Origin of the sequence: Pseudomonas sp. A214, from assembly GCF_900156295.1 — a bacterium.
Lineage (GTDB): Bacteria > Pseudomonadota > Gammaproteobacteria > Pseudomonadales > Pseudomonadaceae > Aquipseudomonas > Aquipseudomonas rhizophila.
The window spans coordinates 139905-165284 of record NZ_LT707062.1 but is presented as its reverse complement, the minus strand read 5'-3'; the positions used below and the strand labels follow the sequence as shown (position 1 = coordinate 165284).

At 61.9% G+C, this 25380-nt stretch carries 22 protein-coding genes; 15 read left to right on the top strand and 7 right to left on the bottom strand.

All coding sequences use genetic code 11. The annotated features are described in order from the left end of the window. The first annotated feature begins 37 nt into the window (after positions 1 to 37). Positions 38 to 742, top strand: coding sequence for a PqiC family protein (locus BW979_RS00710; RefSeq protein ID WP_047227292.1), 705 nt, complete (start codon positions 38 to 40; stop codon positions 740 to 742). 237 nt (positions 743 to 979) lie between these two features. On the opposite strand, the gene BW979_RS00705 is transcribed toward BW979_RS00710, so the two are convergent. Further along, positions 980 to 2497, bottom strand: a complete 1518-nt coding sequence (locus BW979_RS00705; RefSeq protein WP_047227293.1) for an AhpA/YtjB family protein — start codon at positions 2495 to 2497, stop codon at positions 980 to 982. Positions 2498 to 2630: 133 nt separating this feature from the next. Here BW979_RS00705 and serB point away from each other — a divergent pair, with 133 nt between their 5' ends. Next, the gene (gene serB / locus BW979_RS00700; RefSeq protein ID WP_076382904.1) at positions 2631 to 3845 is read left to right on the top strand and encodes a phosphoserine phosphatase SerB; all 1215 of its coding nucleotides are present in this window, start codon (positions 2631 to 2633) and stop codon (positions 3843 to 3845) included. Between the two features lie 92 nt (positions 3846 to 3937). Here serB and BW979_RS00695 read toward each other — a convergent pair whose 3' ends face one another. The 4 genes from BW979_RS00695 to BW979_RS00680 all read right to left on the bottom strand — a co-directional run bounded on the left by BW979_RS00695 (position 3938) and on the right by BW979_RS00680 (position 9170). Further along, positions 3938 to 5698: a hypothetical protein gene (locus BW979_RS00695; protein ID WP_047227295.1), complete on the bottom strand. Its 1761-nt coding sequence runs from the start codon at positions 5696 to 5698 to the stop codon at positions 3938 to 3940. A 195-nt stretch (positions 5699 to 5893) separates the two neighbouring features. Then, positions 5894 to 6754, bottom strand: coding sequence for an archaetidylserine decarboxylase (gene asd, locus BW979_RS00690; protein WP_047227296.1), 861 nt, complete (start codon positions 6752 to 6754; stop codon positions 5894 to 5896). A 19-nt stretch (positions 6755 to 6773) separates the two neighbouring features. Continuing rightward, on the bottom strand, positions 6774 to 7589 hold the full coding sequence (locus tag BW979_RS00685; protein ID WP_076382902.1) for a rhodanese-like domain-containing protein: 816 nt from the start codon (positions 7587 to 7589) through the stop codon (positions 6774 to 6776). 42 nt (positions 7590 to 7631) lie between these two features. After that, on the bottom strand, positions 7632 to 9170 hold the full coding sequence (locus BW979_RS00680; protein ID WP_047227298.1) for an HDOD domain-containing protein: 1539 nt from the start codon (positions 9168 to 9170) through the stop codon (positions 7632 to 7634). A 166-nt stretch (positions 9171 to 9336) separates the two neighbouring features. Here BW979_RS00680 and motA point away from each other — a divergent pair, with 166 nt between their 5' ends. Together motA and motB are read left to right on the top strand one after the other, a co-directional pair. Next, positions 9337 to 10188 carry a flagellar motor stator protein MotA gene (gene motA / locus BW979_RS00675; protein ID WP_047227299.1) on the top strand — a complete coding sequence of 284 codons (852 nt, stop codon included), beginning with the start codon at positions 9337 to 9339 and terminating at the stop codon, positions 10186 to 10188. 1 nt (position 10189) lies between these two features. Then, positions 10190 to 11227, top strand: a complete 1038-nt coding sequence (gene motB, locus BW979_RS00670) for a flagellar motor protein MotB (protein WP_047227300.1) — start codon at positions 10190 to 10192, stop codon at positions 11225 to 11227. A gap of 168 nt (positions 11228 to 11395) precedes the next feature. On the opposite strand, the gene rsgA is transcribed toward motB, so the two are convergent. Continuing rightward, positions 11396 to 12427, bottom strand: coding sequence for a small ribosomal subunit biogenesis GTPase RsgA (rsgA, locus tag BW979_RS00665; protein WP_047227301.1), 1032 nt, complete (start codon positions 12425 to 12427; stop codon positions 11396 to 11398). Between the two features lie 252 nt (positions 12428 to 12679). On the opposite strand from rsgA, the gene orn reads away from it, so the two are divergent. Both orn and BW979_RS00655 read left to right on the top strand, forming a co-directional pair. Further along, entirely contained in the window at positions 12680 to 13222 is a 543-nt protein-coding gene (orn, locus tag BW979_RS00660; protein ID WP_047227302.1) for an oligoribonuclease, read from the top strand. 260 nt (positions 13223 to 13482) lie between these two features. Further along, positions 13483 to 14097: a trimeric intracellular cation channel family protein gene (locus BW979_RS00655; RefSeq protein ID WP_171061284.1), complete on the top strand. Its 615-nt coding sequence runs from the start codon at positions 13483 to 13485 to the stop codon at positions 14095 to 14097. Here the strand turns inward: BW979_RS00655 and queG are convergent. After that, positions 14079 to 15158: a tRNA epoxyqueuosine(34) reductase QueG gene (queG, locus tag BW979_RS00650; protein WP_047227304.1), complete on the bottom strand. Its 1080-nt coding sequence runs from the start codon at positions 15156 to 15158 to the stop codon at positions 14079 to 14081. The genes BW979_RS00655 and queG overlap by 19 nt on opposite strands. A 63-nt stretch (positions 15159 to 15221) precedes the next feature. Here queG and BW979_RS00645 point away from each other — a divergent pair, with 63 nt between their 5' ends. The 9 genes from BW979_RS00645 to hflC all read left to right on the top strand — a co-directional run bounded on the left by BW979_RS00645 (position 15222) and on the right by hflC (position 25283). Continuing rightward, positions 15222 to 16721 (top strand): bifunctional ADP-dependent NAD(P)H-hydrate dehydratase/NAD(P)H-hydrate epimerase, encoded by a 1500-nt coding sequence (locus tag BW979_RS00645; RefSeq protein WP_076382900.1) that lies wholly within the window; start codon positions 15222 to 15224, stop codon positions 16719 to 16721. Then, complete coding sequence (gene tsaE / locus BW979_RS00640; RefSeq protein ID WP_047227306.1) at positions 16709 to 17179, top strand: tRNA (adenosine(37)-N6)-threonylcarbamoyltransferase complex ATPase subunit type 1 TsaE; 471 nt, start codon at positions 16709 to 16711, stop codon at positions 17177 to 17179. The genes BW979_RS00645 and tsaE overlap by 13 nt, the downstream gene beginning before the upstream one ends. Next, complete coding sequence (locus BW979_RS00635) at positions 17179 to 18609, top strand: N-acetylmuramoyl-L-alanine amidase (protein ID WP_047227307.1); 1431 nt, start codon at positions 17179 to 17181, stop codon at positions 18607 to 18609. Before tsaE ends, BW979_RS00635 begins: the two co-directional genes overlap by 1 nt. After that, the gene (mutL, locus tag BW979_RS00630) at positions 18606 to 20519 is read left to right on the top strand and encodes a DNA mismatch repair endonuclease MutL (RefSeq protein WP_076382898.1); all 1914 of its coding nucleotides are present in this window, start codon (positions 18606 to 18608) and stop codon (positions 20517 to 20519) included. Before BW979_RS00635 ends, mutL begins: the two co-directional genes overlap by 4 nt. Then, a complete protein-coding gene (miaA, locus tag BW979_RS00625) occupies positions 20519 to 21490 on the top strand; it encodes a tRNA (adenosine(37)-N6)-dimethylallyltransferase MiaA (RefSeq protein WP_047227309.1) in 972 nt (323 codons plus the stop codon). The genes mutL and miaA overlap by 1 nt, the downstream gene beginning before the upstream one ends. 91 nt (positions 21491 to 21581) lie before the next feature. Next, positions 21582 to 21842, top strand: a complete 261-nt coding sequence (gene hfq / locus BW979_RS00620) for an RNA chaperone Hfq (RefSeq protein ID WP_047227310.1) — start codon at positions 21582 to 21584, stop codon at positions 21840 to 21842. A gap of 12 nt (positions 21843 to 21854) precedes the next feature. Beyond that, a complete protein-coding gene (gene hflX / locus BW979_RS00615) occupies positions 21855 to 23156 on the top strand; it encodes a ribosome rescue GTPase HflX (RefSeq protein WP_047227311.1) in 1302 nt (433 codons plus the stop codon). A gap of 85 nt (positions 23157 to 23241) precedes the next feature. Next, the gene (gene hflK, locus BW979_RS00610; RefSeq protein WP_047227312.1) at positions 23242 to 24414 is read left to right on the top strand and encodes an FtsH protease activity modulator HflK; all 1173 of its coding nucleotides are present in this window, start codon (positions 23242 to 23244) and stop codon (positions 24412 to 24414) included. Then, positions 24414 to 25283, top strand: a complete 870-nt coding sequence (hflC, locus tag BW979_RS00605; RefSeq protein ID WP_047227313.1) for a protease modulator HflC — start codon at positions 24414 to 24416, stop codon at positions 25281 to 25283. The genes hflK and hflC overlap by 1 nt, the downstream gene beginning before the upstream one ends. The last annotated feature ends 97 nt before the right edge of the window (positions 25284 to 25380 follow it).

The window sequence follows — 25380 nt, the reverse complement described above, 5'->3', positions numbered from 1 at the left end:
CTGTGGTAAGCCTTGTGGCCGCCACCTGGACGGGACGATGACTGCTCTGCGCCTTCCTATTTTGTGGCTCGCCGGCCTGCTTGGCTTGGCGGGCTGTAGCGTCAATCAGCCAGTGTCGCTGTATCAACTCGACAGCGGAAACCCGGCCCAGCCTGCACAAAGCGCAGGCATGGCGGTATTACTGGGCCCGGTATTGATTGCCGATTACCTGCAACGTGAAACCCTATTGCAACGCCAACCGGACGGCAGCCTGCAAGCCGCCACCGACGGTCGTTGGGCCGGCAGCCTGTCGTCGGACATTGACCAGCTGCTGCTGCGTCAGGTCGCCGGGCATCTGGACAGCCAGCGCGTGGTACTCGCGCCGGCCACCCAGGGCTTTACCCCGGATGTTCAGGTCTTGCTGTCGATTACCCGGCTGGATTCGGGCGAATCGCAACCGGCGGTACTGGATGCCCAGTGGCGCCTGATCGATCGTCGCGGCAAGGTTCGCGAGAACCGGATCATTCATCTGCAGGAGCAACATGCCGGCGGTACCGCTGCGCAGGTTCAGGCTCAGGGCGTGCTGCTGCAACGTCTGGCCGAGCAACTGTCCGTGGCGCTCAAGCCTTTGGCCAACCAGCCGCCTGTCGCAGAGGTGCCGCGCAAATCTGCTCCTGCAGCGACCAAAAAGGTCGAGAAGGAAAAGGACAAGATTCCAATGGCCTTGCCGATCCGTACGGACATGGAAGTGTTCAGGTTCTGATGGTTGAACTGGATGCAAAACAAAGCCCGCGTTGATGCGGGCTTTGTTGTTTCTGTGGGGTGCAGTCTCGGGTGTCTATGCCGGCCTCATCGCGAGCAGGCTCGCTCCCACACTGGATCTGTGGCTGGCAGAGGTCCCTGTGGGAGCGAGCTTGCTCGCGATGAGGTAGGCGAAGGCCACAAAAAAGCCCGCAGACAATCACTCATCTGCGGGCTTCGTCATTTCAGGTGTTGAGGCTCAGGCCTGACGCTCATGCATCCGCGCCAGTTGTCGCTCCAGCATCGACGGATAAGGCTCCATCAGTCGCTCGACGCAGCATGCGCCTTCCGGGCTGGCGATAGGGCGGATGCGGGCGCGCTGGCGGATCAGGGCGTCGTCGTTGATCTTGCGCTCCACCAGCAGCAGATTGCGGCTGTGTTGCGACAGGGCCAGGGCGTCCTGGGCGGTTTCGGTCAGCAGCAGGTCGATCTGGCTCAGGCCGAACAGCCCGTCACCCAAGGTCAGGCCCAACTGCAATTGCAGGGTGATGCCGCTGTCGGCGACTTCGATCTGCAACTGGTGTCCCAGGGCTCTGAGCAACTCACCGCAGCAAATGGCGTTGGTGAGGTAGTCATCACCGCTGTCCTCGGTGTGGAACAGCATCAGCGTGCTGCCATCGTTCAGGGTGTGCAGTTGGCCCTGATACAGCGATGCGGCTTGGTCGAGGCAGTCGCGGTAACGCTCAAGCAGTTCCTTCAGGCGCGCCTGGGGCAGCCGGCGCAGTTGGTCCTGGGCGCCCAGTTGCACGGCCAGCACGGCACTGTGTTGGGGCAGGTCCGAGGCGACGGGTCTGGCGACCGATTGCGGCTCATCGGCGATTGAGTCGTCACGCAGGTCGGCGAAAGCATCGTCGTCTTCATCGTCCTCTACCGTGCGGACCACGCGGCGTGGCCCGGGCCTGGAGGCGGGTAGAGGTTGGCTTTCATCGAAGTCCGGGTCCCGCAGGTTACGCACTTCGAAACCTGGTTCGGCTTCGTCGTCGTCACTGTAGTCGATGTCTTCAGGCTCCGGCACGGGGGCAGGTTCCGGGGCGAAGCTGGCGTGCAGTTGCCGAGCCAGATCGCCAATTTCGTCCTGGCGCTGGGTCGCTGGGGTGTGCTCGTCGATATCCCGCAGCCAGACCCGCAGTTGCAGCAATGGCGTAGAGATGTGCCGTCCCAGGCGCAAGCTCAAGGCCAGCGCCAGCGCCAGCAATATCGCGCTGAGGATGCCCATGCTTTGCAGGCTGATGGTCATCGGCTGCTGGAACTGGTCCATGTCCAGGCTGATGCGCAGTTGCCCGGCGGTCACGTCCTGGAAAGTGATCCTGCTCTGGTACATGCCGCCGGATTCGCCCAGCAGGCCCGGCTTGGGACGCTGGCCGGCTTCGGCGAGGATGCGGTTGTCCACGCTATAAATGGCGGCGTGGGCCACCAGTTTGTTTTTGGTGAGGTTGTTGAGCAGCACGTTGAGGCTGAGGATGTCGTTGGACACCAGTAGCTCGGTGGCGGACGTGGCGGTCTGCGTGGTCAGGCTCTCGCCCAGGGCGTCGGCCTGTTCGTGCATTGCCTGCTTGAACTGCAGGCCCATCACGCAGGCATAGATCACCAGGGCCAGGGCGACCAGGATCACGTTATGGCTGGCAATGCGCAATGCAATCGGCACGCGACGGTGGCGCAGTGCACGGAAGATCAGCAGAAAGAAATTGTCGGTTTTGACTGGCGTGGGCCGGTTCACTGAGCTCGGCTCTTTGTCCGTGAAATTGACGCGCAGTATAGCGACAGGCCCATGACCGGCAAAGCACCGACGGTGCCCGATGGTCACTGAAAGTGGGTAGAATGCGGTTTTTTTCCACCTGCGGGGGTGCGCCTTGCGCGAAATCGTCCTGATAAACATCACTGGCAGTGACCGTCCGGGTCTGACTGCGGCCATTACCGGCGTTCTGGCCCAGGGTGGTGTGAACATTCTCGACATTGGTCAGGCGGTGATTCACGACACACTGTCGTTCGGCATCCTGGTTGAAATCCCGGACGCCGAGCAAAGCAAGTCGGTGCTCAAGGACATCCTGTTCACCGCCTACAAGCTCGACCAACAGGTGCGTTTCACCCCGGTGTCCGAAGCCGATTACCAGCATTGGGTCAATGGCCAGGGCAAGAAGCGTCACATCGTGACCCTGTTGACCCGCAAGGTTACCGCCGAGCAATTGCAGCGGGTCAGTTCGATCACTGCCAAATACGACCTGAACATCGACCACATCGACCGTTTGTCCGGGCGCATGCCGCTGGATACGCCGGATGACAAGGGCAAGGGCTGCATCGAATTCTCCGTGCGCGGCGAGCCGGCCGATCCCCAGGCGCTGCGTGCCGAGTTCCTCAGCGTGGCCCAGGAGTTGAATGTCGACATCGCGTTCCAGGAAGACTCGCTGTTCCGCCGCAACCGTCGCCTGGCGGTATTCGACATGGATTCGACGCTGATTGAAGCCGAAGTCATCGACGAACTGGCCAAGGCCGCCGGCGTGGGCGACAAGGTGTCGGCCATCACTGAGCGAGCCATGGCCGGCGAGTTGGATTTTCGCGCTAGCTTCAAGGAGCGCCTGGCGCTACTCAAGGGGCTGGACGTCAGCGTGCTGGACTCCATCGGCGCTTCCTTGCGCCTGACCGAAGGCGCCGAAACCCTGTTCGCCGAACTCAAGCGTCTGGGCTACAAGACCGCGATCCTGTCCGGGGGCTTCACCTACTTTGCCAAGCAGTTGCAGGCCAAACTCGGCATCGACTACGTGTTCGCCAATGAACTGGAAGTCGTGGATGGCAAGGTCACGGGCGTGGCCGTCGAGCCGATCGTCGATGCCCAGCGCAAGGCGGATCTGTTGCGCGAACTGGCCGAGAAGGAAGGCCTGCGCCTGGAACAGACCATCGCCGTCGGCGACGGCGCCAATGACCTGCCAATGCTGGCGATCGCCGGTCTGGGCGTGGCGTTCCGGGCCAAGCCGCTGGTCAAGCAGTCGGCCCGGCAGGCGATCTCAACCCTGGGGTTGGATGGGGTGTTGTATCTGCTGGGCTTCAGGGATCGCGACGGGCAGCTCTGACTCAATCTCCTGTGGCAAGGGGATTTATCTGTGGGAGCAAGTTTTGCTCCCACAGAGAGCTCTCTCTTCACAAAGGGTTATGTATTGGCGGTCTAAAGCGACTTCCACAACGAATCAAAATCCCCTTCATTGTCGTGGCCATCTCCGGTGGTCGCTGAGTCTTCCTGTCGATAAGCAAACTGGTTGAAGCTGTGCGTGCTGGTCACCCGTCGGTCCAGGCTGGCGCGGCGTTCCTGGCCGTTGGTGTTGATCAGCACTTGCTGGCCTTCCTGGAAAGGCAGACGGGGCGCGATCATGGTGGGAGGCAGATCAATGGCGCTGATCTCAGGCAGCAGCAGCCCTCGCAGGTAGTGACCATGCTCATCCTTCTCTCGTACCAGTTGCAGCCCGCAAGGCTGGGCATGGGGCGCGACCAGCTCGATACCCATTTGCATGGCGCCATTGCGCACTTGCCTGATCCAGCGCACCACGGCGATGCTCCAGGCTTGATCGTTAGTGTCGCGAATGCCGACCATTTCCCCGGCCTGCAGTTGCTCAGGCACCTCCTTCGGCCAGCCGAGGCAGTAACCTCCGGGGCTGTGATTGATGATGGGCAGGTCGTAGGTCGCGAAGTGGTGCTGGTTGTCGGAGCTGGCGCCGTCGTCATCGGCTGGATTGACCGGGTACTCGATTTCTTCATAGGGCAACAGATCACTGTCACCGGCCGCAGCTGCGTCGAAAGCCTGGCTCCAGGTGTCGTTGGTCTTGGTCGGTGTGGCCTCGAACCGGGCCTTGCGCGTTGCAGAGTCCTTGAGGATTTCGCTGAAAGAGCGCTCGCCGCCCAGGTAATAGTGCAAAGCGCTCATGCCCACGCAGAGCGTCAGCGTGCCGTTGCCCTCCGTGCGCTGGAAGCTGCGTTCGACCGCTTCGCCCCAGGCCGCTTGCAGGTGATGCAAGGTGTCGGCGTTCATTGCGCCAGGCACGGGCAAGGTGTGATCGTCGGGTTGCTCCAGATGAGTGGCAATGGCGCGCACCAGCGGCTGCGGATCGAAACCCAGCAGGCTGGGCTGTTGCTCGGCCCTGAACTTGGAGCGATAGCGCGGCCCGATATCCAGTTGCGGTGCAACGGCGAACAGGCTCGTGGCGGTGGTGGCCGGGTCCAGCGTGACCTTCTGACTCCAGGATTCGAGCACCTCGACGAGTCGCGCAATCTGGCCCTGGCGCAGTTGATTGCTGCGTGAGGTGCCCAGCAGCAGGGCGACCACGTAGGTTTGCTCGACATTCAACTGGTGCACCTGGCTGGCCAGTTCATCGCTGACGCTGAGGTGTTGCAGCCGATGGTGGCAGGCGATTCGGTACAACTGATGCAAATCGAGCCACAGCCCTTCGGGTACCGGGCTATACAACTGGCTGATACGCAGCAGCGTGCCGTCCAGGGCATGCATCGCGCGTTGCAGCGCGGTGCTCAGCAGCCGGGCGCGGTCCTTGGAGTATTTCGGCGAGATGCGCGCGACGATCTGTTTGTAACCCATGGCCAATTGGGTTTGCAGGGCCTGGCACAGGTTGACGATCTTGCGCGAGCGCTCATCCAGAACGATGGCCTGTTGCAAAAAATGCCGCTCCAGGTGTTTGCAGACGTAATACACCTCGGGCCGCAACAATTCGAGCAGTTGCAGGCGATTATCGCTGGGGGTGATCAGTTGGTTGAGTTCGCCGATGGCCTGGTACAACAGGCGTGCGGTTTCGCCGATATTGGCCTTGGGCAGGTTGGCGATCCAGCGCTTGAGGTCGCGCGGCGTGGCGTCGCAGAACGACAGGCGCGACTGGGTCGGTGTCAGAACGCGCGAAAGCTGGAGAGGGCTGGTCTCATTCATGCCGTGGATGGGCTCCGGCGGGAAATGAAAGGGATGTTCCCAACTCTAGCAGCTGACAGAGAAGCGCGCCGCGCTGGATGTGCTGTGGAAGCCAAGCTTGCTCGCGATGCAGGCGCCGCGGTCTTTGTTTCAGACTGCGTTATCGTTCATCGCGGGCAAGCCTTGCTCCCACAGGCCGGCTTCCAAGGGCGTGAATCAGGCTTTTGGCAATGCCAACCCCTGGCCCATCTGCACCGGCGAACCGGCCACCAGGTCTTCGACCCATTGCACCTGATTCGGGCCGAACAGCACGATGGCGGTCGATCCCAGTTTGAAGCGGCCCAGCTCGGCGCCTTTCTCCAGGTGGATCGGCGCCCGGGCGGCTTCGTCGTAACGGAAGGTTTTCAGTTCGCGCTTGGGTGGCGTCACCAGGCCGGCCCAGACGGTTTCGATGGAGGCAACGATCATCGCGCCCACCAGCACCACGGCCATCGGCCCGCGCTCGGTGTCGAAAATGCACGCCACGCGCTCGTTACGGGCGAACAGTTCCGGAACGTTTTCGGCGGTGGTCTGGTTCACCGAGAAAATCCGTCCCGGGATGTAGACCATTTCCCGCAGGGTGCCGGCCAGTGGCATGTGCACGCGGTGATAGTCCTTGGGCGACAGGTAGATGGTGGCGAAATCGCCGCCCATGAACGGCGCTGCGTTGGCTGCATCGCCGCCCAGCAGTTCCAGCACGCTGAAGCTGTGGCCCTTGGCTTGGAATACCCGGCCGTGCTCGATGGGACCGAGTTGGCTGACGGCACCGTCGGCGGGGCTGAGGATCGCTCCCGGTGTTGGGTCCAGCGGGCGGGCGCCTTCTTTCAGCGCTCGGGTGAAGAACGCATTGAAGTGCTCGTAGGCCGTAAGGTCTTCGACCAGCGCCTGGGACATGTCCACCTGATAACGTTTGGCGAACCATTGGGTGAAGGCGTTCTTGAACCAGCGCACGCGGCATTCGGCAATGCAGCCGGCCAGCCGAGACAGCAGGTGGTGGGGTAGCAGGTATTGGCTGAGGATGAACAAGCGGTTTTTCATTAACTGTCCTTAAGAACCTTCAGAGCTCGATGGGGGTATCAGGGTGGTTGCCCCATTCGCCCCAGGAGCCGGCATAGCCTTTGACTCGCGGATAACCGAGCGCCTTGGCCACCAGATAGGTGAAGCCAGAGCGGTGGTGGGTCTGGCAATGGGTGATGATTTCTTTGTCAGGCGTGATGCCCAACTGTTCGAGGATCTGCGGCATGTCGCTGCGGATGCGCAGGTTGCGTGCCTGATCCATGCCGGCGGTCCATTCGAAGTTGATCGCGCCGGGAATATGTCCGCCCCTGGCTGCGACGACTTTCTCGCCGGAATATTCCAGCGGCCCGCGTGCGTCCCAGATCGCCAGGTCAGCGGCACCGAGGCGGCTTTGCAGGTATTCGCGGGTGGCGGTGGGTTCATCGTGCAGGGTCAGGCTCACCGGGCCTGTGGCGGGCGGCGGCACTTCAGTGGACACCGGCAGGCCTTCGTCCAGCCACGACAGCAAACCACCGTCGAGGTAGTGGTAGTTCGAATGGCCGATCACATCCAGCAGCCAGATAAAGCGCCCGGCCCAGCCACCGCCTTCATCGTCATAGACCACGTAGACCGCATTCGGGTTGTGCCCCAGTTCGCCGAACAGCGTCTCGAGGTCGGCTTTTGCTGGCAACAGGCCTGGTGCCGGGGGCTGGCCCAGTTGGGTGCGCTTGGGGTCGACGAAGCGTGCGCCAGGGATGTGCCCGGTGCTATAGCGGGCGGCGCTGGTCAGGTCCACCAGAATCAGTTCGCGGGCGTCGAGGCGCGACAGCAGGTCGCTCGGCTCGATTACCAGCGGCAAGCCAGAGAAGTCAGGCATGTGAGGTCTCCAGGGGCGCAAAGGGAAAAGATTGTATCAAGATCAGCGACCGCGGTTGGTAAAGCTGTGCAAGGCGCGTTCGATACACTGCACGGTTTTGCCGAAGGCCTGCACCGTCACGTCCGAGAAGGGCCCGCCGCCCTGGTCCACCGCCACCAGCATGATCACCCGGCCGTTGCAGGTCAGTGAACGCAACAGCAGGTGTTCGCCGCGAAACAGGCTGCGCAGGCCCGGCGGCAGCAACGCCGAAAACTGAGCGTTGTTGTCCGGGTTCAGGCGAACCTGGGCCTGCTGGGCCTGCAACCGTTGCAACACTTTGCTTTGGCTGATGGAAAAACTCATGGCCGCCGCTTCTTTGGGCAGGCCGGCGATCTGATGCACGCGCAAGCTGGTCTGGCTGCGGTCGGCCATCAGAATCATCACTCGCCGCATGCCGCAGGCCACCAAGGCGTCCCGTGCCGAGGTGGTCAGGTGCATGGCGTTGCTGAACGGGCTCGGTTCCAGCAGCAATTCGGCGCATTGCTTGCGCCACTGGGTCAGGTCTTCGGCGCTGGGCGGGGCGGCCGGCAGCAGCCCCGGGTGGACGCGTCGGCTGCCCCAGGGCCAGATCAACGCCACAGCCGGATGCCAGAGGTCCGGCATGGTGTTGTGGCGGGCACTGATGACGGCTTGCTGGTGCAATTGCTGCTGGACGTCATCCATGGACATCTGCAGATACAAACTTGTCAGATATTGCCAGCGGGTGCTGTGAGGGCCGTCCCACGCCTGTTGCGCTGAAAGGGCCAGGCCGTTGGCTAGCAGCACTGTGTTGGCTGGCTGATTGAGCCAGCGCCGCAGGGTCGGGTCATCGTCCAGGCGATTCTGCTGGCGCAGCGGGTGTTCACTGTCCCGGGCGATGCGTAGGACTTTCACCAGCTCGCGGCGTTCGTTGAGCAGCAGGCGGTAGCCCTGCGCCACCCAGACCGGCAGGCGCCAGGTCTCTACCAGCGCCAGGCAGATTTTCAGCAGGCTGACGCCGAACAACTCGCGCTCCACTTTGCTCGCTGACTGGCCTTTATGGACAACCCGCAATTCCCACTCGCCCAGCAATCCCGGATGAGTCAGGGCCAGCGGCCAGAGCGGTGACAGAAACAGCAGGCTGCCCCAGTGGATGTCTTGCCATAGCCGCGCCAGGCGGCTGGCAAAAAAACCATTGGCCTGTTGCGTTGCGTGCTGGCTGATCAATTGCAGTTGGCGCAGCGCGAGGGGGATTTGCTGTTCCGGCAACGAGGGCAGTCGGGCGAGCAGTTCTTCGGTGCGCTTGAGGCCGAGGCGGTTGATGGCCACTTCGAGATTTTCTGCCGGTTCGGCAAAGTTGCCATGGGTGTGATGGTTGGCTTCACGAATGACGCTCAGCGCCAGGGCGGGGCTGTCCTGGATCAGCTCGGCAATGTCGCGCAGTGAGCGGCGGCTGTCGGCAATGGCTTTGCAGACCAGGTCATGACTGGCTTGCGGCACTGGCAGATGGACGCCCTCGAGCAGCTTGACCCAGCCTTCGAGCGTGTTCGGTCGTGGAGTTGGAACCTTCGTTTCATTAGCCATGGCTGGACGCGATCATCATAGGGAGTATCTACGCCCGGAACGGGGCAAATTGGCTTTTCGCCTGAACTGGCTATAGTCTGGCGCAGTTTTGCCGATAAGTAGAAGAAGAGATTTTTCAGCTTCCGAATATGACCTTGAACCCGACTTAAATAAGTACTTTCTATCTATGGCTAAAATTATCGGCATCATTGTCGTGTTCGCGAGCGTTCTGGGCGGATACGTGCTCTCCCATGGCAAGATTGCCGCCCTGGTCCAGCCCTTTGAGGTCTTGATCATCGGCGGCGCGGCCCTTGGCGCATTCCTGCAAGCCAACCCCGGCTACATGACGATGCACGTGCTCAAGAAGTCCTTGAGCATGTTCGGCTCGCGTTTCAGCCACACTTTCTACCTTGAGGTGCTGGGGCTGATCTACGAGATCCTCAACAAGAGCCGCCGCGAAGGCATGATGGCGATCGAAGGGGATATCGAAGACGCAGCGTCCAGCCCGATCTTCGCCAAGTACCCCACGGTACTCAAGGATGAGCGCATGACGGCGTTCGTCTGTGATTACCTGCGCATCATGTCGTCCGGCAACATGGCTCCCCATGAGCTCGAAGGCCTGTTCGACATGGAACTGTACAGCCTCAAGGAAGATCTGGAGCACCCGTCTCACGCGGTCAACGGCATCGCCGACGGCATGCCGGGTTTCGGTATCGTCGCGGCGGTATTGGGCATCGTGGTGACCATGGCCTCCCTGGGCGAAGGCGACCAGGCATCTATCGGCCTGCACGTAGGTGCGGCACTGGTAGGTACCTTCTTCGGTATTCTCGCCGCGTATGGCTTCTTTGGCCCGTTGGCCCATTCCCTGGCCCACGACGCCAAGGAAGAACTCAATGTCTACGAAGCCATCAAGGCATCGCTCGTGGCCTCGGCTTCGGGCATGCCTCCATCGCTGGCTGTGGAGTTCGGTCGCAAGGTCCTGTACCCGGCGCACCGTCCAAGCTTCGCCGAGTTAGAACAAGCGGTTCGCGGTCGCTAAGATGGAAAACAACCAGCCGATCATTATCAAGCGCGTCAAGCGCATAGCCGGCGGGCATCACGGGGGCGCCTGGAAAATCGCCTTCGCCGACTTCGCGACGGCGATGATGGCGTTCTTTCTGGTGCTGTGGCTGCTGTCCACCGCGACTCCAGAGCAGAAAATCGCCATCGCCGGTTATTTCAAGGACCCGGTGGGTTTTTCCGAAAGCGGCACGCCGTATATCATCGACCTGGGCGGCTCGCCGGTCCTGGCGCCGGAAAACACCCTCAACCCTGAAGTCGAATCCCAGCCTCAGCCCGACAAGGCGAAGGTAGACGCCAATGACGCCGAAGGCATGGCCGAGGAGGTCGAGCGAGAGCGTCTGGAGTTGTTGCTGCAAGAGTTGCAGAACAAAGTCGAAGAGAACCCTCAACTGCAGAAGTTCAAGGACCAGATCCTGTTCGAAATCACGCCGAACGGCTTGCGCATCCAGATCATGGACGCCGAGAACCGTCCGATGTTCGACTCTGGCAGCGCGCGCCTGAAACCTTATTTCGAAGATATTCTGCTGGCCATGGCCGACACCATCAAAGCGGTGCCGAACAAGATCAGCATCAGTGGTCATACCGATGCCAAGCCCTTCATCGGCAAAGGCGATTTCGGTAACTGGGAACTCTCCGCCAATCGCGCCAATGCGGCTCGTCGGGCCCTGGTGGCCGGCAGTTATCCGGACGAGCAGGTGGCGCGGGTGGTCGGTTATGCCTCCTCGGCGCTGTTCGACCGCAAAGACCCGTTCAACCCGGTCAACCGGCGGATCGATATCGTGGTGTTGACCAAGAAGGCCCAGAAAGCCATCGAAGGTTCGCAAACCGATGACCCGGCGCCGGACCCGGCCCAGGGCGCCGGCGCGCCGGGTGAAGTGCCGGTTACGCCCGGCGCGGCGGCGGATCCGAACGCATTGCCGGCGGACCAGCAGCCTATTCCCGCCCATGAGGTGCGCGAACGTCTGAATCTGTTCGATGATCTCGCGCCGAAACCGGCCGAGCCGCCTGCGCAGTGACCTGACTGGCGAGCGTAAACCTGTGGCGAGGGGATTTATCCCCGTTGGGCTGCGAAGCAGCCCCTCTTTTTTCATCTGATATTCGGGGTGATAAAGGGGGGGCGCTTCGCGCCCCAGCGGGGATAAATCCCTTCGCCACAACTGTGTCCGGCTTGCCTTCCTTTCAGATCAGTAACTGCTTTCCGGCAAGCTGGCGATGATCGAGCGATAGCTGTTCATCCGTTGCTGCTGCACACGACCGTCTTCCAGCGCCTTGAGCAGGGCGCAACCGGGTTCGCGGTCGTGCTTGCAGTCGCGGAAACGGCAGGTGCCGATCAGGTCGTTGAACTCGATGAACCCCGCTTCCACATCGGCTCGGCTGACGTGGCCCAGGCCAAACTCGCGGATGCCCGGCGAGTCGATCAATTCACCGCCGCCGGGGAAGTGGAACAACCGCGCAGTGGTGGTGGTGTGAGTGCCCTGGCCGGACAGCTCGGACAGCGGCCCGACGCGCGTCTCGACTTCCGGCAGCAGGCTGTTGACCAGCGACGACTTACCGACACCGGACTGGCCGACAAACACGCTGATGCGCCCGTCCAGTTGTTCCTGCAATTTTTCCATGCCGTCGCCGTGGTGAGCCGAAACCTCCAGCACCGGGTAGCCCAAGTGCCGATAGACCGAGAGCAGTGCGTTCAGCGCCGGGGCGTTGTGTTCATCGATCAGGTCGAATTTGTTGAGCAGCAACAAGGGGCGGATGCCGGCGTGTTCGGCCGCGACCAGATAGCGGTCGATCAGGTTGGCGTGGGGCTCGGGTAGCGGGGCGAAGACGATGACGATCATGTCGACGTTGGCCGCCACCGGCTTGAGCTGGCCTCGGCTGTCCGGACGGCACAGTTCGGTGTGGCGCGGCAGTTGAGCCACGATCACGCCGATGCCTTGGTTGCCGGCACGCCAGACCACCTGATCACCAGTGACCAGGGCCGGCAGGTTGGCTCGCAGGTGGCAGCGGAATACCTGGCCGGCCAATTCGCCTTCACGGGCCTCGACCTCGACCTGTACACCGAAGTGCGCGATCACCAGGCCGGTCTGTTCAGGGCCCAGGTCGCCGCCCTCCAGCGCTTGTACCGCGCTGGATTCGCGTTTGGCGGCGCGGGCGGCGCGCTCGCCCTGAATCTTTTCGATGCGCCAGTTTTGACGACGATTGAGTTGGCGTTTGGCCATGGGTGTTCCGTATGAAGAATGCAGCGATTAGGTAAAAACGGCCGCGAGTTTAGCACGCTCAAGGCCCTGCCTCGGGTTTGAACGAAAAGTCGCCGAGCAGCGATCAGGCAGGGCGAAAACAGGCGAGGAAACGTCGTTGACTGGTGGTCAATGAGCATTCCGAGGCTGTTTTCAACGCAGCATGATCGTCGCGCAGGCACTTTTCGTTCAAAGCCTAAGCTAAACTGCGCAGCTACGCCGAGGAGCTCCCCCATGCAGAACCCGCAGAACCTGATCTGGATCGACCTGGAAATGACCGGTCTGAACCCGGACACCGACGTCATCATCGAAATGGCCACCATCGTCACCGACAGTGATCTCAACACCCTGGCCGAAGGCCCTGTGATCGCGATCCATCACAGCGACGAGGTCCTGGCGGGTATGGACGAATGGAACACTCGCCAGCACGGCGGCTCAGGCCTGACCCAACGGGTGCGCGAGAGCAAAATCAGCATGGCTGAGGCCGAAGCCCAAACCATCGCCTTTCTTGAGCAGTGGGTGCCCAAGGGCAAGTCACCGATCTGTGGCAACAGCATCTGCCAGGATCGTCGCTTTCTCTATACCCATATGAAATCCCTGGAAAGCTACTTTCACTACCGCAACCTGGACGTCTCCACCCTCAAGGAACTGGCCGCCCGCTGGGCACCTGAGGTGCGTGACAGCTTCCAGAAGGGCGGCAGCCACCTGGCCCTGGACGATATCCGCGAGTCCATCGCCGAGCTGCAGCACTACCGTAAGCACTTCATCAAGTTCTAAGTCGGCTCCTCGGCTGTTGTGCGAGCACGCTTTTGTGGCGAGGGAGCTTGCTCCCGCTGGCCTGCGAAGCAGGCCCAACAGCTTCAGGTAGATCGAGTTGTCCGGTTTGGCGACTGCTGCGCAGCCGAGCGGGAGCAAGCTCCCTCGCCACAGGGGTAGTTTGAACGGGCGGCATGGCGCTCAGGCAGAAGACGGTGTCGCGCCCTCTTTTGGTGCCTGCCCAAACTGGCTAGACTGCGCGCCTTCCTGCAAGGACCGCCATCATGTTGCTGATGCTTTACCTGATCGCCATCACCGCCGAAGCCATGACTGGGGCTTTGTCTGCCGGGCGTCGTGGCATGGACTGGTTTGGCGTGGTGCTGATCGCCTGCGTCACCGCGTTGGGTGGCGGCTCGGTGCGCGATGTGCTGCTCGGTCATTACCCGCTCACCTGGGTCAGGCACCCGGAATATCTGGTGCTGACCACCGCGGCCGCGATGCTGACGGTGATCCTGGCGCGCTGGATGCGCCATTTGCGCTCGTTGTTCCTGGTGCTTGACGCCGTGGGCCTGGTGGCGTTCACCCTGATCGGCTGCATGACCGCCCTGGAAATGGGCCATGGCATGTTGGTGGCTTCGGTCAGTGGCGTGATTACCGGCGTTTTCGGTGGCATCCTGCGTGACATTTTTTGCAACGATATCCCGCTGATCTTCCGTCGCGAGCTCTATGCCAGCGTTTCGTTTGCCGCGGCGTGGTGCTACATGCTGTGTGTCTATCTGCAGTTGCCGAGCGAGCAGGCGATCCTCATCACCTTGTTCGGCGGTTTCCTGTTGCGGCTCCTGGCGATCCGCTTTCACTGGGAAATGCCGAAGTTCGTCTACAACGACGAGGTCTGACGCTCGGCGTGTTGGCGCAACGCCCACTCCACATGCTCGCGCACCAGTTCCGATGGGTAATCGCGCCGCGCTTCAAGCGCTTGCATGACCGGGATGGTTGAAGGTGCATTTCCCAGCCCCACCGCCAGGTTGCGCAACCAGCGTTCGTACCCGGCGCGGCGCAGGGGCGAGCCCTCGGTACTGCTGAGGAATTTTTCCTCGTCCCACATGAACAACTCGGCCAACCCGGCATTGTCCAGGTTGTGTCGCGGTTTGAAGTCGCTTTCTCCGGACGGTCGGGCGAAGCGGTTCCACGGGCAGACGATCTGGCAGTCATCGCAACCGAACACCCGGTTGCCGATCAATGGCCGCAGTTCCTCGGGGATGGCGCTTTTGAGTTCGATGGTGAGGTAGGAAATGCAGCGTCGGGCATCCAGGACGTAGGGGCCGACGAAGGCATTCGTAGGGCAGATGTCCAGGCATGCGGTGCATTTTCCGCAGTGTTCGCTGGCGTGGGGCGGGTCAACCGGCAGCGGCAGGTCGACGAACAGTTCGCTCAGGAAGAAATAGCTGCCGGCCTTGCGGTTCAGTACCAGGGTGTTTTTACCGATCCAGCCCAAGCCGGCCTGCTCGGCGATGGCTTTTTCCAGCACCGGTGCGCTGTCAACGAAGGCGCGATAACCGAAGGGGCCAATGACCGCCTGAATTTTTTCTGCCAGTTGCTGCACGCGTTTACGGATCAATTTGTGGTAATCGCGGCCCAATGCATAACGCGAGACGTAGGCTTTTTCCGGTTGGCCGAGCATCTGCGCCATTTGCGTGTCGCCCGGCAGGTAGTCCATGCGCAGGGAAACCACACGCAATGTGCCCGGCACCAGTTCCTCGGGGTGCGAGCGTTTGCTGCCGTGGGCGCCCATGTAGTCCATCTCGCCGTGATAGCCCGCGTCGAGCCAGCGCTGCAAATGTTGCTCATGCACGGCCAGGTCCAGGCCGCTGATGCCGACCTGCTGGAAACCCAGCTCGCGGCCCCAGTCCTTGATGGATTGGGCGAGGGCGGGGAGGTCTGTGGGAATGACGGGCATGAGGCGAGAGAAACCGGAGCTGAGATGCGTATAATTCTGCCAGACATCGGAGCCCGAAGACGCATGCCGCACACTAAAGATGATTTTCCCGACGCGCTGTACAGTGCCGCGCAGGTTCGGGCCCTTGACGCACAGCTGATTGCGGCAGGCACGACTGGCTTCGAATTGATGCAGCGAGCCGCCCGCGCCACCTGGCGCGCCATTGTCCGGCACTGGCCAGACGCCAGCGAGCTGACCGTGCTGGCCGGGCATGGCAACAACGCCGGCGACGGTTATCTGGTGGCGACCCTGGCCCGCCGTGCCGGCTGGTCAGTGCGGGTGCTGACGGTGGGTGAGCCCCGGCGTTTGCAGGGGGATGCCGCCAATGCCCACGCCGAGGCGGTGGCGGTGGGTGTGCCGGTGGAGCCATGGTCGGACGAGTCCGACTTGCGCGGCGTGCTGCTCGACGCCTTGCTCGGCACGGGATTGAGTGGCGAAGTACGCGAGCCCTACGTTCGGGCAATCGACACCATCAATGTCAGTGGCCTGCCAGTGGCCGCGGTGGATATCCCTTCGGGGCTGTGTGCCGACACGGGACGGGTGCTGGGTACGGCAGTGACGGCCGACCTGACCGTAACCTTTATCGGCCTGAAGCTGGGCCTGTTCACAGGCGATGCGGCGGACCGGGTCGGTGAACTGATATTCAATGATCTGCATGCCGATCCCGACATCGTCGAGGCGGCGCCGGCCACGGCCCGGCTTCTGCAGCCCGCTAATCTGCCGGGTCTGACGCCGCGCGCGCGCACACCCCACAAAGGCAAGTTCGGTCATGTTCTATTGATCGGCGGCGATCGAGGTTTTGGCGGGGCTATCCAGATGAGCGCCGAGAGTGCCCTGCGTTGCGGCGCGGGGATGGTGTCCATGGCCACTCGCAACGAGCATGTGTCCGCTGCGCTGACGCGTTTACCCGAAGTCATGGTGCAGGGCACCCACTCAGCAAACCAATTGATGGGGTTGCTTGAGCAGGTCAGTGTGTTGGTGGTGGGGCCGGGCCTCGGTCAGGCTGCGTGGGGACGTAGCTTGTTGTCGGCGGCGGCCAACGCATTGCTGCCCCAGGTGTGGGATGCCGATGCGCTGAACCTGCTGAGCAGTGGCGCGGTCAGTTTGCCCGCGCACTGTGTGATCACCCCTCATCCGGGCGAGGCGGCGCGGCTTCTGGGTATCTCCACGGCTCAGGTGCAGGCCGATCGTCCGGCGGCGGCCCACGCATTGAGCAAACAATACGCGGCCACAGTGATTCTCAAAGGCGCTGGCAGCCTGATTGCCAGTCCAGACGGTCGCCTGTCGGTTTGTAGCCAGGGCCATCCGGCCATGGCCACGGCAGGCCTCGGGGATGTACTGGCCGGGGTGGTCGGTGCGTTGCTCGCCCAAGGCATGGATGGCTTTGACGCCGCCTGCCTGGCGGTGTGGCTGCATGCCAATGCCGGTGCGCAAGCCGGTCAGTCGGGCCGGGGATTGGCGGCGACCGATCTGATCCCGGCCATTCGTCAGTTGTTGGAGGAGCATTCACCGTGTCTGAAGTAACCCTGTACGTGGCGGACGAACAAGCCATGACGCAATTGGGGGCGCGCATTGCGCGTACCACGGCAGGCCATGGTCTGATTTTTCTGGAGGGCGACCTCGGCGCGGGAAAAACCACCTTGTCCCGCGGCATTATTCGTGGCCTGGGACACGTCGGCGCAGTGAAAAGCCCTACGTTCACGTTGGTTGAACCCTACGAAATCGGCGACATTCGTGCCTTCCATTTTGACCTGTACCGACTGGTGGACCCTGAAGAGTTGGAATTCCTCGGTATCCGCGATTACTTCGAAGATGACGCCTTGTGTCTGATCGAATGGCCCCAGAAGGGTGCAGGCTTTTTGCCAAAGCCCGACCTGACCATTACCATTGGCGCGCAGAACGGCGGGCGTTCGTTGATACTGACGCCGCAAGGCTCGCGTGGCGAGTCGTGGTGTGCCGCTTTGGCACTGGAAACTAATTGATGATGGGGTTTGGTATGCGCTTTCGCGCGGTGGTTGCTGTCGTAGGAATGTTGCTTACGGCACTGGCCGTCGATGCTGTGGCACAGACGAAGGTCAGCAGCGTTCGTCTGTGGCGGGCGCCGGACAACACTCGTCTGGTGTTCGACCTGACGGGGCCGGTGCAGCACAGCGTATTCACCCTGACCGCTCCGGATCGCCTGGTGATCGACATCAATGGCGCATCCCTGGGGGCGCCGCTGACAGCCGCCACCGCCAACACGCCGATCACGGCCATTCGCTCGGCTCAGCGCACGCCGACTGACCTGCGGGTGGTCGTCGATCTGAATAAGGCGGTGACCCCGAAAAGCTTCACCCTGGCGCCCAACGCCCAGTACGGCAACCGACTGGTGGTGGACTTGTTCGACAACCCGGGCGATGCCGCGCCACCGCCTGCGCCGCCGACCAAAGTCGCCACAGTGCCGGCGGTGCCGGTCACGCCGACCGAGCCTGCTCTCAAGCTACCGCCGGCGCCTTCCGGCAAGCGCGATATCATCGTTGTGATCGATGCCGGTCACGGGGGGGAGGACCCGGGTGCCTCTGGCTCGCGAGGGCAGCGTGAAAAGGACGTGGTGTTGTCCATCGCCCGTGAGTTGCAGCGCCAGGTCAATGGTATGAAGGGCTTTCGCGCGGAGCTGACCCGTACCGGAGACTATTTCATCCCCTTGCGTGGCCGTACCGAAATCGCCCGCAAGAAGGGCGCGGACCTGTTCGTCTCGATCCATGCCGACGCCGCCCCTTCAAAAGCCGCGTTCGGGGCCTCGGTGTTTGCCCTGTCTGACCGGGGGGCCACCTCCGAGACCGCCCGTTGGCTGGCTGACAGCGAAAACCGTTCCGACCTGATTGGCGGTGCCGGTAACGTCAGCCTCGATGACAAGGACCGCATGCTCGCCGGCGTGCTGCTCGATTTGTCGATGACCGCCTCGCTGACGTCCAGCCTGAACGTCGGTCAAAAAGTCTTGAGCAACATTGGACGTGTCACGCCGCTGCACAAGCGACGCGTCGAGCAGGCCGGGTTCATGGTGCTCAAGTCACCGGATATCCCGTCGATTCTGGTGGAAACCGGGTTCATCTCCAACGCCAACGAAGCCTCGAAGCTGACATCCTCCAGCCACCAACAGGCCCTGGCCCGTTCCATCAGCAGCGGCGTGCGACAGTTCTTCCAGCAGAACCCGCCACCGGGCACCTACATCGCCTGGCTACGAGACTCCGGCAAGATCGCCCAGGGGCCGCGAGACCATCGGGTCAATCCTGGCGAAACCCTGGCAATGATCGCGGTGCGCTATCAGGTGTCGCCCGCGTCGTTGCGCAGTGCCAATAATCTCAAGAGCGACGAGCTCAAGATCGGCCAGACCCTGACCATTCCCGGCAACGAAGTGGTGGTCAAGCAATGAGCGATGAACTGACCGGCAGCACTGCCCGCATCGAACTGCTCAGCCCCCGGCTGGCGAACCAGATCGCTGCCGGTGAGGTGGTCGAGCGTCCGGCGTCGGTGATCAAGGAGTTGCTGGAGAACAGCCTCGACTCCGGGGCCCGGCGCATCGATGTGGATGTCGAGCAGGGCGGTGTCAAGCTGCTGCGTGTGCGCGATGACGGTGGCGGCATTCCTGCCGACGACCTGCCGTTGGCCCTGGCGCGCCACGCCACCAGCAAGATCCGCGATCTGGAAGACCTCGAGCGGGTCATGAGCCTGGGGTTCCGTGGCGAGGCGCTGGCCTCCATCAGTTCGGTGTCGCGCCTGACGCTCACCTCGCGTACCCGCGAAGCCGACCAGGCCTGGCAGGTCGAGACCGAAGGCCGGGACATGGCCTCTCGCGTCCAGCCCGCGGCCCATCCGGTGGGCACCTCGGTGGAAGTGCGCGACCTGTTCTTCAATACCCCGGCGCGGCGCAAGTTTCTCAAGGCCGAGAAGACCGAATTCGATCATTTGCAGGAAGTCATCAAGCGTCTGGCGCTGGCGCGTTTTGACGTGGCGTTCCATTTGCGCCACAACGGCAAGACCATCCTCAGCCTGCACGAGGCCCATGATGATGCGGCCCGTGCTCGACGCGTCGGCGCGGTGTGCGGTGCCGGGTTCCTGGAGCAGGCTCTGCCCATCGAAGTGGAGCGCAATGGCCTGCACCTGTGGGGCTGGGTCGGGCTGCCGACTTTTTCTCGCAGCCAGGCGGACTTGCAGTACTTTTACGTGAACGGGCGGGCGGTGCGCGACAAGCTGGTGGCCCATGCGGTGCGCCAGGCCTATCGCGACGTGTTGTTCAACGGTCGGCATCCAACGTTCGTGCTTTTTTTCGAAGTCGATCCCGCGGTGGTGGACGTCAACGTCCATCCCACCAAGCATGAAGTACGCTTCCGTGACGGGCGCATGGTGCACGATTTCCTTTACGGCACCTTGCACCGCGCCTTGGGCGATGTGCGCCCCGAAGATCAATTGGCGGCACCGGCGGCAGTTGCCGGCATGGTCCGGCCAACGGGGCTGGAGGCTGGCGAATTCGGGCCTCAGGGCGAAATGCGCCTGGCCGCCAACGCACTGCTGGAGCAACCCCAGCCCCAGCCGACCTACAACGCCGCCGGGACCGGCGCGGGCAGCGGTTACCAGTACCAATACACCCCGCGTGCGCAATCGAGCGTGCCCGCCGCCGAAGCTCAGGCGGCTTATCGCGAGTTCTTCAAGCCCCTGCCTGAGGCCGGTGCGGCGGCGTTGCCGGACGGCCAGGGTGACATTCCGCCACTGGGTTATGCCCTGGCGCAGCTCAAAGGCATCTATATCCTCGCGGAAAATGCCCAGGGCCTGGTCCTGGTAGACATGCATGCCGCCCACGAGCGGATCATGTACGAGCGGCTGAAGATCGCCATGGCCAGCGAAGGCCTTAGCGGGCAACCGCTATTGGTGCCTGAATCCCTGGCGGTCAGTCAGCGTGAGGCCGATTGCGCCGAGGAGCATGTGAGCTGGTTCCAGCGCCTGGGCTTTGAGCTGCAGCGCCTGGGCCCGGAAACCCTGGCGATCCGGCAGATCCCGGCGTTGTTGAAGCAGGCCGAGGCCAACCGACTGGTCAGCGACGTGCTGGCGGACCTGATGGAGTACGGCACCAGCGACCGGATCCAGGCGCACCTGAACGAACTGCTCGGCACCATGGCCTGCCACGGCGCAATCCGCGCCAACCGGCGTCTGGCCTTGCCGGAAATGAATGGCCTGCTGCGGGATATGGAAAACACCGAGCGCAGCGGCCAATGCAACCATGGCCGGCCGACCTGGACCCAACTGGGCCTGGACGACCTGGACAAACTGTTCCTGCGCGGTCGTTGATGAGCCAGTTACCACCTGCGATCTTTCTGATGGGGCCGACCGCAGCCGGCAAGACCGACCTGGCCATTGAGTTGACCAAAGTGCTGCCCTGCGAGCTGATCAGCGTCGATTCGGCCTTGGTCTACCGGGGCATGGACATCGGCACGGCCAAGCCGTCAAAAGAGCTGCTGGCCGAGTTCCCGCACCGACTGATCGACATCCTGGATCCGGCCGAAGCTTACTCGGCAGCGGATTTTCGTCGCGATGCCCTTCAGGCCATGGCCGACATCACCGCCAGAGGCAAGATTCCGCTGCTGGTGGGCGGCACGATGCTGTACTACAAGGCTCTGGTCGAGGGGCTGGCGGACATGCCGGCTGCCGATCCCAGCGTGCGCGCGCAGATCGAAGAAGAGGCTGCACGCCTTGGCTGGCAAGCCCTGCATGAGCAACTGGCGGTCATCGACCCGGAGTCGGCGGCCCGCATTCACCCCAACGACCCGCAACGGCTCAGCCGGGCGCTGGAGGTCTATCGGGTCAGCGGGCAGAGCATGACGGCCCTGCGACAGCGACAATCTGCGCAAAGTACTGAAGCAGCCGCTTCGGGAATGCAACAATTGCCCTATACTGTCGCCAATCTGGCCATCGCTCCGGCGAACCGGCAAGTGCTGCATCGGCGAATTGAACAAAGATTCACATTAATGTTGGAACAGGGATTCATAGACGAGGTCGTAGCCCTGCGTGAGCGAAGTGACCTGCATGCCGGGTTGCCGTCTATACGTGCGGTGGGTTATCGACAGGTCTGGGACTATCTGGACGGCAAGCTGACGTCAGCCGAGATGCAGGAGCGTGGAATCATTGCCACGCGCCAATTGGCGAAACGCCAGTTCACCTGGCTGCGGAGCTGGACTGACTTGCATTGGCTTGACAGTCTTGATTGCGACAATCTGCCGCGCGCCTTGAAATACCTTGGGACCATCTCCATATTGAGCTGAGTCCTTGCAATTGCCGTCTATCCTTGGGGGTGTGACGGCCCAAGCCATCTGATTCCGATTTTAATTATTGATCCTTAAAGGAGTGCGGCACATGTCAAAAGGGCATTCGCTACAAGACCCTTACTTGAACACTTTACGTAAAGAGAAAGTTGGGGTGTCCATCTATCTGGTCAACGGGATCAAACTGCAAGGCCATATCGAGTCTTTCGACCAGTTCGTCATCCTGTTGAAAAACACCGTCAGCCAGATGGTCTACAAGCACGCGATCTCGACAGTAGTGCCTGTGCGTGCGATTCGTCTGCCTAGCGCAACCGAATCCGAAGCCGGTGACGCTGAACCGGGTAACGCTTGATAGGAGTCTCCTTTGTTCTTTGAGCGCCACGGTGGGGGTGAGCGGGCCATTCTCGTTCACTTGGATGGACAAGACCCTGAGGCGCGCGAAGATCCGCAGGAGTTTCAGGAATTGGCACTTTCGGCCGGCGCCGAGACCGTCGCGTTTTTTAACGTGCCGCGTCATCGGCCAACCGCCAAATACCTGATAGGTAGCGGCAAGGTCGAGGAATTGCGCGACCTGGTCAAAACCGAGCAGGTCGACCTGGTGATTTTCAATCACATCCTCACGCCCAGTCAGGAGCGTAACCTCGAGCGTGTGTTCGAGTGTCGCGTGATCGACCGGACGGGGTTGATTCTCGATATCTTCGCCCAACGCGCCCGTACCCATGAAGGCAAGCTCCAGGTCGAACTGGCCCAGCTTGAGCACATGAGTACGCGCCTGGTTCGTGGCTGGACCCACCTTGAGCGGCAGAAGGGGGGGATCGGTCTGCGCGGTCCGGGTGAGACCCAGCTGGAAACCGACCGGCGCCTGCTGCGGGTTCGCCTGCGCCAGATCAAGGGGCGTCTGGAAAAGGTCCGCAGCCAGCGCGAGCAATCCCGGCGTGGCCGCAAGCGTGCTGATATCCCGACGGTTTCATTGGTGGGTTACACCAACGCCGGCAAATCGACGCTGTTCAATAACGTGACCCAGTCCGATGTCTACGCCGCCGACCAGTTGTTCGCCACGCTCGATCCGACCCTGCGCCGGCTCGATCTGGACGACCTCGGGCCGATTGTGCTGGCCGACACCGTGGGCTTCATTCGGCATTTGCCGCATAAGCTGGTGGAGGCTTTCCGGGCTACGCTCGAAGAGTCGAGCAACTCCGACCTGCTGCTGCACGTGATCGATGCCGCCGAGCCGGACCGGATGCTGCAGATCGAGCAGGTCATGGTGGTGCTGGGCGAGATCGGAGCCCAGGACTTGCCGATCCTCGAGGTATACAACAAACTCGATTTGCTCGAAGGCGTGGAGCCGCAGATCCAGCGTGATGCCGATGGCAAACCGCAGCGGGTCTGGTTATCGGCCCGCGACGGCTCCGGCCTCGACCTGCTCAAGCAGGCCGTGGCGGAGCTGCTGGGCAACGACTTGTTTGTTGGCACGCTGAAGTTGCCGCAACGTTTCGCTCGGCTGCGGGCCCAGTTCTTTGAGCTCGGAGCGGTGCAGAAAGAAGAACACGACGAAGAAGGCGTCTGCCTGCTGGCGGTTCGCCTGCCTCGGACGGAGCTCAATCGACTGGTCAGTCGCGAAGGGCTGCAGCCGATGGAATTCATCGAGCAACACACTTTGCAATAAAAGCCTGAGAAAGCTGTGTCAGGCATTCTGTAGCATTGGTCGGCGCGCCGTGGGTGCGTCTTTGCTTTATCAGATGGAGAGCGCTATGGCTTGGAATGAGCCGGGTGGCAACTCGAATAATCAGGATCCCTGGGGTGGAAAACGTCGTAACAACGGCGACCGCAAGGGGCCACCGGATCTCGACGAGGCCTTCCGAAAGCTGCAGGAAAGCCTGAACGGTTTGTTCGGTGGTGGTAAGAAACGCGGTGACGATGGTGGTGGCCGTTCGGGCAAGGGTGGCGGTTATGGCCTGCTCGGCATTGGTCTCGTCGTGCTCGCGGCTGTCTGGCTGTACAGCGCGGTATATGTCGTGGACGAGCAGGAGCAGGCCGTGGTGCTGCGCTTCGGCAAGTACTACGAGACTGTCGGTCCGGGTCTGAACATCTATTTCCCGCCGATCGACAAGAAGTTCATGGAAAACGTCACGCGTGAGCGTGCCTATACCAAGCAGGGCCAGATGCTCACCGAAGACGAGAACATCGTCGAAGTGCCGCTGACCGTGCAATACAAGATTTCCAATCTGCAAGACTTCGTACTGAACGTCGACCAACCGGAAATCAGCCTGCAGCACGCCACTGAAAGTGCCTTGCGTCATGTGGTGGGCTCTACCGCCATGGACCAGGTGCTGACTGAAGGTCGTGAGTTGATGGCCAGCGAAATCAAGGAGCGCCTGCAAAGGTTCCTCGATACCTATCGCACCGGTATCACCGTTACCCAGGTCAACGTTCAGAGCGCAGCGGCACCGCGTGAAGTCCAGGAAGCCTTCGATGACGTGATCCGTGCCCGTGAAGACGAGCAGCGTTCGCGCAACCAGGCCGAGACCTACGCCAACGGCGTCGTGCCGGAAGCCCGTGGTCAGGCCCAGCGCATCATTGAAGATGCCAACGGTTACCGCGACGAAGTGGTCTCCCGCGCCAAGGGTGAGGCGGATCGCTTCACCAAACTGGTGAGCGAGTATCGCAAGGCGCCTGAAGTCACCCGCGAGCGTCTGTACCTGGACACCATGCAGGAAGTCTTCAGCAACACCAGCAAGGTCCTCGTGACCGGCAACAAGAACGGCCAGAGCAATCTGCTGTACTTGCCGCTGGACAAGATGGTCGAAGGCGGTCGTAAAACCGGCACGCCACCGTCCAGCACGGCAGCGGCCAGCAATGAAGCCAATGCCCGCGCGGCGGCGGAGCAGCAGCAACAGCAAGCACGTACCAGGGAGAGTCGCTGATGAGCAATAAATCGCTGATCGCCCTTATTGTCGGTGTCGTCGTGGCGATCGCTGCCTGGAACTGCTTCTACATCGTGGCTCAGACCGAGCGTGCGGTGTTGCTGCAATTCGGTCGCGTGGTCCAGGCGGATGTCCAGCCGGGCCTGCATGTGAAAGTGCCGTACGTCAACAAGGTGCGTAAGTTCGATGCCCGCCTGATGACACTGGATGCACCGACACAACGCTTCCTGACGCTGGAAAAGAAAGCCGTGATGGTGGACGCCTACGCCAAGTGGCGCGTGAAAGATGCCGAGCGCTTCTACACCGCGACTTCCGGTCTCAAGCAGATTGCCGACGAGCGTCTGTCCCGTCGTCTTGAGTCGGGCCTGCGTGACCAGTTCGGTAAGCGTACGCTGCATGAAGTCGTGTCTGGTGAGCGTGATGCGCTCATGGCCGACATCACTCGTTCGCTGAACGCGATGGCGGAAAAAGAGCTGGGTATCGAAGTTGTCGATGTCCGGGTCAAGGCCATCGACCTGCCCAAGGAAGTGAACCGCAGTGTGTTCGAGCGGATGAGCACCGAGCGTGAGCGTGAAGCTCGCGAGCACCGCGCCAAGGGTAACGAGCTGGCTGAAGGCATCCGTGCCGACGCCGATCGTCAGCGTCGCGTATTGCTGGCCGAAGCCTACCGTGAATCGGAAGAGCTGCGCGGTGACGGTGATGCCCAGGCCGCTGCGATCTACGCCAAGGCCTATGGTCAGGATCAGGAGTTCTACGCGTTCTACCGTAGCCTGCGTGCCTACCGTGAAAGCTTTGCGGACAAATCCGACGTCCTGGTCCTTGACCCAAGCAGCGACTTCTTCCAGTACCTGGAAAAGTCCAAGCCTTGATGCGACGTTGACCTGAAGCACTCCGCCCGGCGGCTAAAGCGTCGGGCGGGGTGATCCTTTGGGAAAACGTGTGTATGATGCGGCAGCCGGGAAATTC

Coding starts and splice junctions, on each gene's coding strand:
- BW979_RS00710 (WP_047227292.1), top strand. CDS start 38: ATGACTGCTCTGCGCCTTCCTATTTTGTGGCTCGCCGGCCTGCTTGGC.
- motB (WP_047227300.1), top strand. CDS start 10,190: ATGGAAAACAACCAGCCGATCATTATCAAGCGCGTCAAGCGCATAGCC.
- asd (WP_047227296.1), bottom strand. CDS start 6,754: ATGAAAAACCGCTTGTTCATCCTCAGCCAATACCTGCTACCCCACCAC.
- hflC (WP_047227313.1), top strand. CDS start 24,414: ATGAGCAATAAATCGCTGATCGCCCTTATTGTCGGTGTCGTCGTGGCG.
- BW979_RS00685 (WP_076382902.1), bottom strand. CDS start 7,589: ATGCCTGACTTCTCTGGCTTGCCGCTGGTAATCGAGCCGAGCGACCTG.
- BW979_RS00645 (WP_076382900.1), top strand. CDS start 15,222: ATGCCGCACACTAAAGATGATTTTCCCGACGCGCTGTACAGTGCCGCG.
- hflK (WP_047227312.1), top strand. CDS start 23,242: ATGGCTTGGAATGAGCCGGGTGGCAACTCGAATAATCAGGATCCCTGG.
- BW979_RS00635 (WP_047227307.1), top strand. CDS start 17,179: ATGATGGGGTTTGGTATGCGCTTTCGCGCGGTGGTTGCTGTCGTAGGA.
- motA (WP_047227299.1), top strand. CDS start 9,337: ATGGCTAAAATTATCGGCATCATTGTCGTGTTCGCGAGCGTTCTGGGC.
- hfq (WP_047227310.1), top strand. CDS start 21,582: ATGTCAAAAGGGCATTCGCTACAAGACCCTTACTTGAACACTTTACGT.
- queG (WP_047227304.1), bottom strand. CDS start 15,158: ATGCCCGTCATTCCCACAGACCTCCCCGCCCTCGCCCAATCCATCAAG.
- miaA (WP_047227309.1), top strand. CDS start 20,519: ATGAGCCAGTTACCACCTGCGATCTTTCTGATGGGGCCGACCGCAGCC.
- orn (WP_047227302.1), top strand. CDS start 12,680: ATGCAGAACCCGCAGAACCTGATCTGGATCGACCTGGAAATGACCGGT.
- BW979_RS00680 (WP_047227298.1), bottom strand. CDS start 9,170: ATGGCTAATGAAACGAAGGTTCCAACTCCACGACCGAACACGCTCGAA.
- BW979_RS00695 (WP_047227295.1), bottom strand. CDS start 5,698: ATGAATGAGACCAGCCCTCTCCAGCTTTCGCGCGTTCTGACACCGACC.
- mutL (WP_076382898.1), top strand. CDS start 18,606: ATGAGCGATGAACTGACCGGCAGCACTGCCCGCATCGAACTGCTCAGC.
- rsgA (WP_047227301.1), bottom strand. CDS start 12,427: ATGGCCAAACGCCAACTCAATCGTCGTCAAAACTGGCGCATCGAAAAG.